Consider the following 13,205-nt stretch of genomic DNA (forward strand, 5'->3'; position numbering starts at 1 on the left):
CGGACCGGGGCGGGCGCTGCCGGGCCGGGGCGGCTCAGGTTCGCTTGTCGAGCCACTCCACGACGTCGCGCTCGACGTCCTCGCGGTTCAGCTCGTTGAAGATCTCGTGTCGCGCCTCGGGGTAGATGATGAGCGTCACGTCGGTGAGCTTGGAGCGCTTGACGTAGGCGTCCCGGAGGAGGGTGAGTCCGCGCACACCACCGAGGGAGTCGTCGGACCCGCCGAGGATGAGCACGGGCAGCTTGCGCGGCATGCGGCGGGGCGGGCGACCGAGGAAGGCGAACGCCTGGATCGGGTTCCACACCGGGGTGACGCCGATGTCGAAGTTGCGCTCGTCGGCGGCGAATGCGGCCCAGGCGGCCGGGTCGCGGTTGAGCCACTCGAGACCGGTCTTCCCGGTCTTCCGCCAGCGCTTGTTGAGGTCACCGGCGTTGATGACTCCGGGCATCGCGAGCGAGGTGCCCGAGAGGATGAGGAGCTCGTACAGATCGTGTTCGGCGACGACCTTCTGCGCCATGAGCGAGCCCCAGCTGTGCCCGAGCAACGCGAGCCGCGACTCGGGGAAGCGGGTCCGCAGGTACCGGCCGACGGCGGCGACGGAGTCGATCGCACCCCGGGTCGTCCGCGGGCCGAGCTTGCCGAGGCCGAGGTGCTCGAGCCCCGTGCGACCATGGCCGCGGTGGTCGTCGGCCGCGACCGCGTACCCCGCGTCGTTGAGCCGTGCGGCGAGGCGCCCGTAGCGGAGGGCGTGTTCCCCCGCCCCATGCGCGATGTGCACGACGGCCCGAGGGTTCGGCACCTCCCACAGGTAGACGTAGACCGTGACGCCGTCGTCGTCGACGATCGTCTCGGTCGCATACGGTCGCGGCTCGACGGGGCGGTTCGCGTCGTCGACGGGTGGCGGGGTCTGCTCGCTCATCCCGCCAGCGTAGGCCCTCGGCCCGGCGGCGTGGCGAGTCCGTTTGCAGTTCCCGGAGGGCAGGCGTACGGTGAACGAGGCCCGAACGGCGGGCCGGCAGGTTTCGACGGAAGCGAGGTGAGCGGCCATGGCTGGTGACAGTACCCGCGCCATCGCATCGACGAACCGCCTCGCCTCCCTCACCCGGTAGGCGCAGCCACCGCCGGTGCCGAGGCGCCCTCACTCACACCTCCCCGGGTGCGATCCACCGCGATCGCCTGCACCCGCGCGGCCGCCGCACGTTCCCGTCGATCGATGGACGGAGACCTCATGGCACTCATCGACAACGGCATCTACGTGACCGGACGGCGCTCGGCGAGCCCGCGATCGCTCGACGCGACGTACGAGCTCCTCAACGAACAGCGGGGCATGGCCTGGATCGGTCTGTACCGCACGGAACCGTCGGAGATCCGCTCCGTCGCTCAGGAGTTCGACCTGCATCCGCTCGCCGTCGAGGACGCTCTGAAGGGCCATCAGCGGGCGAAGCTCGAACGTTACGGCGACACGCTGTTCGTCGTCCTGCGTCCCGCCCGCTACCTGGACGAGGAGGAGCGGGTCGAGTTCGGCGAGGTGCACCTGTTCGTCGGACCCGGGTTCGTCGTCACGGTCCGTCACGCGGAGAAGCCCGACCTCGGCCAGGTCCGGCGGCGACTCGAAGCCCGGCCCGACATCCTCGCGCTCGGCCCCGACGCCGTCCTGCACGCCGTGCTCGACCAGGTCGTCGACGGCTACGGTCCCGTCGTCGCGGGGCTCGAGAACGACATCGACGAGATCGAGGACGAGCTCTTCGGCGACGCTGCGGACGTCTCGCGTCGCATCTACGAGCTGCTGCGCCAGGTCATCGCGTTCCAGCGCGCGACCACGCCCCTGCGGGCCATGCTCCACGGGCTGCTGCAGGGCGCCGACAAGTACGGTCTCGACGAGGAGCTGCGCAACGGCTTCCGCGACGTGCTCGACCACACCCTCCGGATCGCGGAGCGCGTCGACTCATTCCGCCACCTGCTCCGGAACGCGCTCACGGTGCACGCGACGCTCATGACGCAACAGCAGAACGAGGAGATGCGACGCCTCTCGGAGGCGAGCCTCGCGCAGAACGAGGAGTCGCGTCGGATGAGCGAGACGGCACTGGCGCAGAACGAGGAGATCAAACGGATCTCCTCCTGGGCGGCGATCCTCTTCGCCCCGACACTCATCGGCACCGTCTACGGCATGAACTTCGACGACATGCCGGAGCTCCACTGGCAGTTCGGCTACCCGGTCGCGATCGGAGCGATGCTCGTCCTCTCCGGGACCCTGTACGCCATCTTCCGAGCCCGCCGCTGGCTCTGACCGCACCCCAGCCCGCGAACTGTCACCAACGGTCAGTCCTGCACCCCGTGCACTGTCGGTTGGTGACGGTTCGCGGGTTTACTTAGGGTGGCTAATTTGCTAGGCTAATGAATCGTGGCAAGCGGAGCAGCGACGAAGACCAGGGCCCTGACGATCGCCGAGCAGGCGTCCGAACTCCGGATGGGCACCTTCCGGCTCGCGAGACGACTGCGCGGGGAGAAGTCGGTCGACGACCTCAGTGATCCGCAGTTCTCCGTCCTCGGAGGGCTCTACAAAGAGGGCTCCGCAACCCTGCGGGCACTGGCCGAACGCGACCGCGTGTCCGCGCCATCCATGAATCGCACCGTCAACTGCCTCGAAGAGGCCGGGTACGTCACCCGAGAAACCGACGCGGCCGACCGCCGGAAGGTCACCATCGCCCTCACCGAAGCGGGCCACACCACCGTCACCGAGACCGTCCGGAAACGCGACGCGTGGATCACCCAGCAGCTGCGCGCGCTCACCCCGGACGAACGCGACACCCTCGCCCGCGCAGCCGAGATCATGAGGAGACTCGCCACCCAGTGAGTGCAATGTTCCGTTCCCTGTCCAGCGTCAACTACCGCATCTGGTTCATCGGCGCCCTTGTGTCGAACGTCGGCGCCTGGATGCAGGCCACCACCCAGAACTGGGTCGTGCTGACCGACCTCACCGACAACGACGCCGTGGCCGTCGGCGCCACCATGGCCCTGCAGTTCGGGCCGCAGCTCGTCCTCGTGCCGATCACCGGTCTCATCGCCGACCGCTTCGACAAGCGGAAGATCCTCATCCTCACCCAGTCGAGCCTCATGCTCCTGGCGTTCGCCCTCGGCGCCCTGCTCATCTTCGGTCACGCCGAGCTGTGGCACATGTACCTCTTCGCGCTGGCCCTCGGCATCATCAACGCCGTCGACGGCCCGGCCCGCCAGACCTTTGTCTCCGAGCTCGTCGACGAGCACAACATGTCGAACGCCGTCGCGCTCAACTCGGCGTCCTTCAACGCGGCGCGCATGGTCGGCCCCGCCATCGCCGGTCTCCTCATCGTCGCGATCGGCTCCGGGTGGGTGTTCGTCGTGAACGCCTTCACCTTCCTCGGCGTCATCGGCGCGCTCCTCGCACTCCGCACCGGCAAGCTCCGTCGAGCGCCGCGCCCACCGCGGGCTCGAGGACAGTTCGTCGAGGGCTTCCGCTACGTCCGCGGGCGGCCGGACCTCATGGTCGTCTTCGTGATCGTGTTCATCATGGGCGCGTTCGGCATGAACTTCCCGATCTTCGCCTCGACCATGGCCGTCGAGTTCGGCAAGGGCGCGGGCGAATACGGCATCCTCTCCTCGGTGCTCGCGATCGGTTCCCTGACCGGCGCACTCCTCGCGGCGCGGCGGGCGCAGGCCCAGATGCGGATGATCGTCGGCGCGGCCGGGCTCTTCGGGGTCGCTGCGCTCACGGCCGCGTTCATGCCGAGCTACTGGTCGTTCGCCGCCGTGCTGATCCTCGTCGGCTTCTCGACGGTGACGCTCCTGACCACCGCGAACGGACTCGTGCAGACGAGCACCGAGGCCGCCGTCCGTGGCCGGGTGATGGCGCTGTACATGGCGATCCTCATGGGTGGCACCCCGATCGGCGCGCCCATCGTCGGGTGGGTGGCGAACACCTTCGGGCCGCGCTGGGCGCTCGGCCTGGGCGCACTCGCCGGGTTCGCCGCCTGCGCCACCGGCCTCGCCTACGGGGTGTTCCGTCATCACCTCCGCCTGCGCGTGGCGCCCGACTCCCGCTGGCGCCTGCAGTTCACCCACGACGGCGTCGTCTCACCGGTCACGCCGGAGGACTTCTCGGAGCAGATCGCGCTCACCTCGCCGATCCCGCTGCCGAAGCCGAAGCCGCGCGCGAAGGCGCCCGAGCCGCGTTCGGAGTCGCGTCCCGAATCGTCGCCGGTCGACGAGTCGACGACCCTCACCGGCTCCCGCCGCTAGACGGTCCTCCGCTCCGACCCGCTCGGCGTTCACAACTCCTGCATCCTGCGACCGCCGGGGCTCCCGGGCGGGCGGGGCGGCGGGTGACGCGGCCGGTCGTCGCAGGCGGCAGGAGTTACGAACGAGCCGCCACCGGACGGACGCTCGGGACCCAGCACCGCAGGTCCTCGCGGTAGCGGCGGTACGGCTCGCCGAAGCGCGCCTCGAGGTCGGCCTCTTCGACCGGCCGGACCAGGACGTTCCAGACGACGGCGCCGAAGACCGCGTAGACGACGACGATCCAGGACGACAGCAGGAGTCCGACGCCGACGCCTTGGACGATACTGCCGACGGCCATCGGATTGCGGACGAAGCGATACGGTCCGGCGATGACGAGCCGGTTCGGCATCGCGGCGGGCAGTGGCGTCCCACCCCCGGTCGTCGCCATCGCGGCTGCGGACCAGAGCCCGACGATGCTCCCGAGCACCACGACGACGATGCCGGCGATGACGGCGAACTGCTCCGCACCCGGCGGCAGGGCGATCGCGACCCGCCACCGCAGCTCGAAGAACCGCAGGGCGGCGGGGATCACCGCGAGGAAGACGCCCCAGAACGCGACGATCTCGACGGCGGTCCTCACGAGTTGCGAACCGGTCGACGCCGACGCATCGGCTGGGCGGAACGCGAACGGCCCGATGGCGATCCATGCTCTCGGGATCCCGCCGGTGAGGACGAGCGCGAGTGCCGTGACCGAGCCGACCGCGGCGCCGACCATCAGCAGGGCGCCGATCCCCGCCTCCTGGGTCGCGGCCGCGAAGATCCCCAGTGACACGGTGACCAGCAGCGTCCATCCGGTCGCGAGGATCGCCGCCCATCGGATGGCGCATGCGGCGAGCGCCGAGGCGACGACGAAGAGTGGGACGTCGAGCACGGCCGTGACGACGGGGTCGAGGCTGCCGAGCGTCGCCGCACGGACGGGCGGGACGAGGAACACCGACACCCACCATGCTGCGCCGGCGAGGGCCTGCACGGCGAAGTACCAGCGCCCCCAGCGCTCGGCGCTCATGCGATCGTCGGTGGCGGTGTCGGCGGCGTCATCGACGTCGGCGGGCGATGAGCCACGCGACGAGGCGCCAACCCAGGAGGAGTGCGGCGAGGACCAGGACGGTCACGATGACGAAGCTGAGTTGGACTCCCTGGCCGGAGACCGCGCGCAGCACCATCCCGACGACGACGGTCGACACCCAGACGACGACGCCGGCCCAGCGGACGGAGCGGGTCTCGCGCTGACCGAGGACGAGCGCGAGGACGTGTCCGACGAGGAGTCCGACGGCGAACGGCCACAGGGTCACGAGGAGTCCGAGGATGCCTTCGCCGTGGCTGGCGCGGCCGATGAGGACGAACACGATGACGGCGAGGAGGTCGATGCCGACGGTCGCGGCGAATCCGGCGGGGGTCCTGCTGGGGCGATCCATCCCCTCACCCTATTGGCGTCGCCGCCGCCCACCCTGGAGGGAGGCCGCATGGCGCGCTGCGGGGCCTGTCGCTCGTTGCCCTCGCTGGCTACGATGGCGCTGACACCCGATCGACGAAGGAGCCGTCATGTCGTTCCAGGCCTATCTCGATGCCGCCGAGGCGAAGACCGGTAAGACCCCGCGCGAGCTCGTCGACGAGGCGCACGCCCGCGGCTTCGACGCGTCGACCAAGGCCGGCGAGATCCTCGAGTGGCTGAAGACGGACTACGAGCTCGGCCGGGGTCATGGGATGGCGCTCGTCCACGTCATCAAGAACGGTCCGATGATCAGCGAGAAGCACGTCGGCACCGACGGGGTGCACCGCGACGAGTCGACCGAACTCTGGCTCGACGGAGCGGCGACGAAGCCCGCCGCCCCCTGACTCCCGTCCGGGTTGCTGCCAGCGCGGTGCGCTCGCGTGAGCGCGGGTCTGTGGCGTGAGCGCGCCCCTCTAGAGACCCGCGGTCACCCGCCAGACCCGCGCTGAAGCCTGAACACCGCCGCTCGCGTCAGCGCTCCGCGCTGGGCCCGGGACACCGACATTCGCGTCAGCGCACCGCGCGGGCGGGCGGACACACCGCTCAGTACCAGAAGATCGGGATCCAGTCGCGATGGTGCGCGTGCACGATGGCGAGGAACACGATCGCGTCGAACAGCAGGTGGACCGCGAGGATGTACCCGAGCGACCGCGTCTTCGAGAACAGGTAGCCCTGCAGCAGCGCGAACGGGAACGTCAGCAGCGGACCCCATGACCGGTAACCGAGTTCCCAGAGGAACGACACGAAGATGACGGCCTGCAGCAGGTTCGCCTGCCAGACCGGGAAGTGCCGGCGCAGGAGTGCGAAGCAGGTGCAGATGAAGAACAGTTCATCCCACGTGCCGACCGCGTTGACGCCGACGAAGAACCGGCCGAGATCCCCGGCGTCGCTGATCACCGGCCAGTTCTCGTATGCGCCCGAGCGGATGAAGTAGAACGGCAGGATCGCCCAACCGAGGAGGGGGACGGCGAAGAGGTAGGCGATCTCGCCCTTCGTCTTCTTCTCGCGACTCCGCCAGGGGAACGTGATCGCCTTCCGCCGGTACACGAAGCGGTCGATGAGGAACGGGGCACCGACCGCCAGCAGCAGCACGGTGCCGATCCGGAAGAAGCTGGGCCAGGAGACGTCGGCCTCCACCGACGTGGTCGACACGATGCCGATCCCGATGGCGATGAGGAACAGGTCCTTCGCGAGGTCGCGGTCGATGAGGATCGCGGTGACGAGGGCGGCGACGAGGAGCGGGTAACCGGCGAGCGGCTGCATCAGGCCGAACAGACAGAACGCCGACGCCACCAGCAACACCGCGGGGATCAGCTTCATCGGGCGGCGGGCCGGGACGATCATCTCGGTCTGCATGCCGATGATCCTACGGGTGTCGCCTCTACGGACTCGTGCCAACGCGGTGCGCTGACGTGAACCCGCTCGAATCTGCCCCAGCGCGGTGCGCTGACGTGAGAACGCCTGATCGGGCGTGACCGCGGGCCGCACGCGCGGGCGCGACCCTCCGGAGACCCGCGCTCACGCGCACGACCCGCGCTCGCGTCAGCGCACCGCGCTGGCAGCAGCACCACCCGGGTCAGGCCTCTCGGGTGATCTCGACCTTCACGAAGAGCTTCGAGCGGTAGGGGCCCGCGTACACACCACGGAGTGGGGAGACGTCACCGTAGTCACGACCCCGCCCGATGAGGACGTGACGCTCGCCCACGTCGACCATGTTGGTCGGGTCGAATCCACGCCAGTCACCGCAGAACCACTCGACCCACGCGTGTGACTCCCCCGTCACCGTCTCGCCGATCGCCGCGTGCGGCTTCGGGTGCAGGTACCCCGACACGTAGCGGGCCGGGATCCCCACCGAGCGCAGCGCTCCGAGGACGATGTGCGTGATGTCCTGACAGACGCCCTTGCGGTTCGCCCACGCCTCGGCGGCGGTCGAGTACACACTCGTGACGCCCTGCACGTAGTCCATCTGCTCGCCGATCTCCCGGCTGATGGCCATCGCGGCCTCGCACGGGCTCTCGTAGCGGTCGGCGATGGTCCGGGCGAGCTCGACGAGGTCGTCCGGCGGGGTCGTCCGTCGTGTCTGTTCCAGGTGCTCCACCCGGGTCACGGCGGCCTGGGTCGCGATGTCGAGCTGCTCCCAGCCGGTCGGGTGCGGCTCATGCTTGCGCGGCCGGACCTCGACGAGGCTCGTCGCCGTGAGCGAGAGCTCCTCGTGCGGCGTCAGCACCTCGAACGCCGAGACCTTCATGCCCCAGTAGTCGGTGTACGTCGACTGCGACGCCCCCGGCTGGATGTCGATGTGCGAGTACAGGACGTACTGGTCCTCGGTCGTCACCGGCAGCATGCGCGCCTCGTTGTACGAGGCGTTGACCTTGCCGCCGTAGGAGAAGCCCGTGCTGTGCTTGATGTGGAGCCGGGTCATGAGTTCTCTCCGATCCATGCGGGCACCGCATGAGTGGGGAAGTAGCGTTCGCGGATCGCCTCCGACACCTGGCTGGTGACGTTCTGCACGGCGTCCATCCGACCGGGGAGGTCGACGAGCGTGTCCTGGATGGGCCGGTACTCGAGGTCGCTGCGGATCTGACCGAGCAGGCGCTGGGCGGAATCAACCGTCCCGACGCGGCCTCGGCGCGGCTCGAGGTCGCGCATGCACTCCTCGGCCCGACTGATGGAGAACATGACCGACCGGGGGAAGAGCTGGTCGAGCAGGAGGAACTCGGCCGCGTTCTTCGCGCTCGGCATGCCGCGGTACGTGCGGAGGTAGGCCTCGTAGGCGCCGCAGGAGCGGAGGATCGTCGTCCAGGAAGGACCGCTCGCCTCGGTGAGCGACCGCGTCGCCAGGAGTCGGGCCGTCATGTCGGCGCGTTCGAGGCTGCGACCGAGGGTGAAGAAGCGCCAGGCGTCGTCACGACTCGTGGCGGAGTCGACGATGCCGACAGCGAGGGCCGAACGCTCGCGCACCCACCCGAAGAACTCGTGCACCTTGTCGCTCGCGACGCGACGCGGCATCCGGGCACGGGTCGTGTTGAGGCACTCCCAGAGCTCGGTCGACACGATCTCGCGGGCGCGCCGGGCGTTCTCGCGGGCGGCGCCGAGCGAGTAGGCGATCGACGCCGGGTGCGTGCGGTCGACGGCGAGCTGCGCGAGGACGTCCTGGCGGGTGAGCTCCTGGTCGGCGGGCGCGTCGCTGCCCATCACGGACAGCAGCGACCGGCAGGCGGTGTCCTCGTCGATCCACGGATCCTCGAGCAGCAGCTGCAGGTGGACGTCGAGGATACGCGCGGTGCCGTCACTGCGTTCGATGTAGCGGCCGATCCAGAAGAGGCTCTCGGCGATGCGGCTCAGCATGATGCGTCCTCCTGCGTCGACCCGTCGGCAGCGGGCTCGGAGAGCGTCTGCTGCTGCTGCTCCTGCTGGTCCTGGTTGCCGGCCGGACGGTCCTGGGGCGAGTGCTCGGGGGTCGTGCCGTGGTCGTAGATGATCGGGATCGACGTCGTCTCGGTCGTGGCCTGCTCGGCGACGAGACCCTGGATGTCGTGCGAGGACGCCTCGGGCGCCGCGTTGGGGTCGAACGGACGTCCGACGACCCAGGTGTCCTTCGAGCCGCCGCCCTGGCTGGAGTTCACGACCAACTGCCCCTCCGGGAGGGCGACGCGCGTCAGGCCGCCGGGCAGCACCCAGACGTCGTTGCCGTCGTTCACCGCGAACGGACGCAGGTCGGCGTGACGGGGACGCATGCCGTCCTCGACGAGCGTCGGGATGGTGGAGAGCATGACGACCGGCTGCGCGATCCAGCCGCGCGGGTCCTCCTGCAGCTTCGTCTTGAGGGTCGCGAGCTCCTCCTTCGACGCGTCCGGACCCACGACGAGGCCCTTGCCGCCGGAGCCGTCAACGGGCTTGATGACGAGCTCGTCCAGGCGGTCGAGCACTTCCTCGAGGGCGAGCGGGTCCTCGAGACGCCAGGTGTCGACGTTCGGGAGGATCGCGTCCTCGGCGAGGTAGTACTTGATGAGGTCGGGCAGGTACGTGTAGACGAGCTTGTCGTCGGCGACACCGTTCCCGACCGCGTTCGCGATGGTCACGTTGCCGAGGCGCGCGGCGAGCATGAGCCCGGGCGAACCGAGCATGGAGTCGGCGCGGAACGACAGCGGGTCGAGGAACTCGTCGTCGACACGGCGGTAGATGACGTCGACGCGCGTGGGCCCGGCGGTCGTGCGCATGAAGACCTTGCCGCCGGAGCAGAAGAGGTCGCGACCCTCGACGAGCTCGACGCCCATGAGCCGCGCGAGCAGCGTGTGCTCGAAGTACGCGGAGTTGTACACGCCGGGGGTGAGGACGACGACGTTCGGGTCCTCGACGCCGGGCGGGGCCGACGCACGCAGCGCCTGCAGAAGCTTGTTGGGGTAGTCGCCGACCGGACGGACGCGCATCGACACGAACAGCTCGGGGAGCGTCTGCGCCATCACGCGACGGTTGGAGATGACGTAGCTGACGCCGGACGGGACCCGGACGTTGTCCTCGAGGACACGCATCTGACCATGCTCGTCGCGGATGAGGTCGATACCGGAGACCTGGATGCGGACGCCGTTCGCCGCCTGGATCCCGTAGGCCTGCCGGTGGAAGTGCGACGACGAGGAGATGAGCTTCGCGGGGATGACGCCGTCGCGTACGGCGAGCTGCGGGCCGTAGACGTCGGCGAGGAAGGCCTCGAGCGCCTTGACACGCTGCTTGATGCCGGCCTCGACCTGCGTCCACTCCTGCTGCTCGATCACCCGCGGGACCGCGTCGAGCGGGAACGGACGCTCCTCGCCGGCGAAGTCGAAGGTCACGCCCTGCGCGAGGTAGGAGCTGGCGAGGGCGTCGGTGCGGCCTCGGAGCTCCTCCTGGGTCATCCGTGCGAGGGAGCTGTAGATCTCCTGATACGCCCGCCTGGCGGTCGCACCACCCGCGTGTTCCGCCGCCTCGCCGAACATCTCGTCGAACGCGGGAACACCGCCCGGAGTCTTGCGCGGGGCGAGCGTGCCGCCATAGCCGTTGAACAGGTCACCCATGGGCCGACTCTACCGGGACACATGTTGCCGGGGTGTTTCGGAGCGCGGAGAGGACGCCCCACGGCCACCCCACCGGCCACCGGGCCACCCCACCGGCCACCGGGCCACCCCACCGGCCACCGAGCCACCCCACCGGCCACCGAGCTTGTCGAGGTGCGCCCTTCGACAAGCTCAGGGACCGAAGGACGTCGCTCAGGGACCGAAGGAGGTCACTCAGGGACCGAAGGAGGTCACTCGGGGACCGAAGGAGGTCGCTCGGGGACCGGCGGGGTGAAGAGAGCCCTACGCGACCGAGGCGGCGGTGAGCGCGGCCAGCTCGTCGGCGGAGAGCTCGAGCGTCGCGGAGGCGAGGAGGTCGGGCAGCTGCTCGACCGTGCGGGCACTCGCGATGGGCGCGGCGACCGTCGGCTGCGAGCGGAGCCACGCGAGCGACACGGTCGCGGCCGAGACGCCGTGGGCGGCGGCGACCTCGTCGAGGACCGGCAGGAGCGCGGCGTGGTCGGCCAGGTAGGCCTGGGCACCCTCGGCGCGGACGCTGTCGACCTGTGCCCCCTCGCGGTACTTGCCCGTCAGGAAGCCCTTCGCGAGCGAGAAGTACGGCAGCACGGCGAGCTGCTCGCGCTCGGCGATCGTGCGCAGCTCCCCCTCGAAGTCGCGTTCGACGAGGTTGTAGTGCGGCTGGAGGGCGATCGGGCGGTGGAGACCCTTGGCCTCGACGATCTCGAACCATTCGGCGATGCGCGCGGCGGAGTAGTTGGAGATCCCGAGGTAGCGGACCTTGCCGGCGTCGACGAGCGACGACAGTGCCGTCACCGTCTCCTCGAGCGGCACGGACTCGTCGTCGAAGTGCGCGTAGTAGAGGTCGATGTGGTCGGTGCGGAGGCGCTCGAGCGAGGCGTCGGCGGCCTTCAGGATGTTGTCGGCCGCGAGGCCCTTGAAGTCGGGGTGCTGGCTGACCTTCGTCGCGATGACGAGCTCGTCGCGGTTGCCGCGGAGTTCCTGCCACTCGCCGATGAGTCGCTCGGAGTCGCCACCGGTGTTGCCGGGCACCCACGCGGAGTAACCGTCGGCGGTGTCGATGAAGTTACCGCCACCCGCGACGTAGGCGTCGAGGATGTCGAACGAGGTCTGCCGGTCGGCGGTCCAACCGAACACGTTGCCGCCGAGGTTCAGCGGGAAGACGGACAGGTCGGACGTTCCGAGGGTGGTGCGGGCGTGAGTCATCTGATGATCCTCCAGAGGTTCGGTTCAGGCGTGTGCCTCTCCCACGGTAAGGCTGAGCGGCGCGCGGCTATTCCTCGTGTCGCCCGATGACGGTCGGTCCACCGACCCCGGATCGGCACTCGGAACCCCGCTCCACGCCGTCCTACAGTGGGCCGATGGGCTACCGCATCGACGACTCGAAGGACCGCATCGACCGGGACGCCGTGTGGGCCCTGCTCCGTGAGGTCTACTGGGCCAAGTGGCGCAGCCGAACCGACGTCGAGGCACAGATCGACGACGCCTGGCGCGTGATCGGCGTGTACGAGGAGGAGACCGGCGCACAGGTCGGCTTCGCTCGGGCGGTGTCCGACGGCGTCGGCTTCGCCTACCTCGCCGACGTGGTGGTCCTCGAGGCCCACCGCGGCCACGGACTGGGCAAGCGGATCGTGCAGGCGATGATCGACGACGGTCCCGGCGCGCACTTCCGGTGGACACTCTTCACGAGCGACGCGCACGGCCTCTACGAGCAGTTCGGGTTCACCGATCCCGGCCCGACGGCGCTCGTCCGTCCAGCCGCGCAGCTCCCCGTCCACCCGAGCCAGGTCCCGACCGCCTGAGGTGCGGCGAATCGTCGTCCCACGGCGACTCGAACGACGAATCGACGCACCTCACCGCAGGCCTCCAGCCGCGACGGGCTAGCGTTGACGTATGTGGATCTCCGACGACGGCCGGTACAACATCGTCGACGTGCCCGCGGAGGCCTATCCGGGCCGCGCCTACCTGCTCGAACTCGTCGCCGCCCTCGAGCCTGACGAGCTCCAGGCGCTCATCACGCGCATGCAGGCGTTCGACGACGCGATGATCGACCGGCTCGAGAACCTCGTCGACGACGAGGCACCGGAGGTCGCGCCGGACCCGGAGCGCGAGGCACCGTACGTCGACGAGATGATCCCGCGACGCGTCCTCGACTCGATCGACTGGGACGCGATCCTCACGCCACCGTTCCGGATCGAGGCGATCGACGTCGCCGGTGACCGCTGGCGAATGGACGCGTGGGCCTTCCTGGAGTCGATCGTCGAGCCGCCCGTCACCCGACCGAGCGCCCGCAACCTCGGCTCCTCCCCCATCGACCAGGCGTAGACCGG

At 69.6% G+C, this 13,205-nt stretch carries 14 protein-coding genes; 6 read left to right on the forward strand and 8 right to left on the reverse strand.

Going from position 1 to position 13,205, the window contains the following annotated elements:
• Positions 1-34: 34 nt before the first annotated feature.
• Positions 35-919 carry an alpha/beta hydrolase gene (locus EAO79_RS01970; RefSeq protein ID WP_124767591.1) on the reverse strand — a complete coding sequence of 295 codons (885 nt, stop codon included), beginning with the start codon at positions 917-919 and terminating at the stop codon, positions 35-37.
• Between the two features lie 309 nt (positions 920-1,228).
• On the opposite strand from EAO79_RS01970, the gene EAO79_RS01975 reads away from it, so the two are divergent.
• The 3 genes from EAO79_RS01975 (at position 1,229) to EAO79_RS01985 (ending at position 4,275) form a co-directional block, all read left to right on the forward strand.
• Entirely contained in the window at positions 1,229-2,287 is a 1,059-nt protein-coding gene (locus tag EAO79_RS01975; protein ID WP_124770030.1) for a magnesium and cobalt transport protein CorA, read from the forward strand.
• A gap of 114 nt (positions 2,288-2,401) precedes the next feature.
• Positions 2,402-2,854, forward strand: a complete 453-nt coding sequence (locus EAO79_RS01980) for a MarR family winged helix-turn-helix transcriptional regulator (RefSeq protein ID WP_229939713.1) — start codon at positions 2,402-2,404, stop codon at positions 2,852-2,854.
• A 5-nt stretch (positions 2,855-2,859) separates the two neighbouring features.
• A complete protein-coding gene (locus EAO79_RS01985; RefSeq protein WP_124767592.1) occupies positions 2,860-4,275 on the forward strand; it encodes an MFS transporter in 1,416 nt (471 codons plus the stop codon).
• A 115-nt stretch (positions 4,276-4,390) separates the two neighbouring features.
• On the opposite strand, the gene EAO79_RS01990 is transcribed toward EAO79_RS01985, so the two are convergent.
• Both EAO79_RS01990 and EAO79_RS01995 read right to left on the reverse strand, forming a co-directional pair.
• The gene (locus EAO79_RS01990) at positions 4,391-5,320 is read right to left on the reverse strand and encodes an isoprenylcysteine carboxylmethyltransferase family protein (protein ID WP_124767593.1); all 930 of its coding nucleotides are present in this window, start codon (positions 5,318-5,320) and stop codon (positions 4,391-4,393) included.
• 28 nt (positions 5,321-5,348) lie between these two features.
• On the reverse strand, positions 5,349-5,729 hold the full coding sequence (locus EAO79_RS01995) for a DUF3054 domain-containing protein (RefSeq protein WP_124767594.1): 381 nt from the start codon (positions 5,727-5,729) through the stop codon (positions 5,349-5,351).
• Between the two features lie 127 nt (positions 5,730-5,856).
• Between EAO79_RS01995 and EAO79_RS02000 the strand changes: the two genes are divergently transcribed.
• Complete coding sequence (locus tag EAO79_RS02000; protein WP_124767595.1) at positions 5,857-6,150, forward strand: DUF4287 domain-containing protein; 294 nt, start codon at positions 5,857-5,859, stop codon at positions 6,148-6,150.
• Positions 6,151-6,349: 199 nt separating this feature from the next.
• Here EAO79_RS02000 and EAO79_RS02005 read toward each other — a convergent pair whose 3' ends face one another.
• From EAO79_RS02005 to EAO79_RS02025, 5 genes are all read right to left on the reverse strand, one after another.
• Positions 6,350-7,162 carry a CPBP family intramembrane glutamic endopeptidase gene (locus EAO79_RS02005; protein WP_164486872.1) on the reverse strand — a complete coding sequence of 271 codons (813 nt, stop codon included), beginning with the start codon at positions 7,160-7,162 and terminating at the stop codon, positions 6,350-6,352.
• A gap of 220 nt (positions 7,163-7,382) precedes the next feature.
• Complete coding sequence (locus EAO79_RS02010; protein WP_079706431.1) at positions 7,383-8,228, reverse strand: transglutaminase family protein; 846 nt, start codon at positions 8,226-8,228, stop codon at positions 7,383-7,385.
• A complete protein-coding gene (locus tag EAO79_RS02015; protein WP_064295753.1) occupies positions 8,225-9,154 on the reverse strand; it encodes an alpha-E domain-containing protein in 930 nt (309 codons plus the stop codon). Before EAO79_RS02015 ends, EAO79_RS02010 begins: the two co-directional genes overlap by 4 nt.
• Positions 9,148-10,857 carry a circularly permuted type 2 ATP-grasp protein gene (locus EAO79_RS02020; protein WP_124767596.1) on the reverse strand — a complete coding sequence of 570 codons (1,710 nt, stop codon included), beginning with the start codon at positions 10,855-10,857 and terminating at the stop codon, positions 9,148-9,150. Before EAO79_RS02020 ends, EAO79_RS02015 begins: the two co-directional genes overlap by 7 nt.
• 282 nt (positions 10,858-11,139) lie before the next feature.
• Positions 11,140-12,081: an aldo/keto reductase gene (locus EAO79_RS02025; RefSeq protein WP_124767597.1), complete on the reverse strand. Its 942-nt coding sequence runs from the start codon at positions 12,079-12,081 to the stop codon at positions 11,140-11,142.
• Positions 12,082-12,236: 155 nt separating this feature from the next.
• On the opposite strand from EAO79_RS02025, the gene EAO79_RS02030 reads away from it, so the two are divergent.
• Together EAO79_RS02030 and EAO79_RS02035 are read left to right on the forward strand one after the other, a co-directional pair.
• Positions 12,237-12,677 (forward strand): GNAT family N-acetyltransferase, encoded by a 441-nt coding sequence (locus EAO79_RS02030; protein WP_124767598.1) that lies wholly within the window; start codon positions 12,237-12,239, stop codon positions 12,675-12,677.
• A 91-nt stretch (positions 12,678-12,768) separates the two neighbouring features.
• Positions 12,769-13,200, forward strand: a complete 432-nt coding sequence (locus EAO79_RS02035) for a hypothetical protein (RefSeq protein ID WP_124767599.1) — start codon at positions 12,769-12,771, stop codon at positions 13,198-13,200.
• Positions 13,201-13,205: the final 5 nt, after the last annotated feature.

The organism is Plantibacter sp. PA-3-X8, assembly GCF_003856975.1.
In the GTDB taxonomy this organism is placed as follows: domain Bacteria; phylum Actinomycetota; class Actinomycetes; order Actinomycetales; family Microbacteriaceae; genus Plantibacter; species Plantibacter auratus.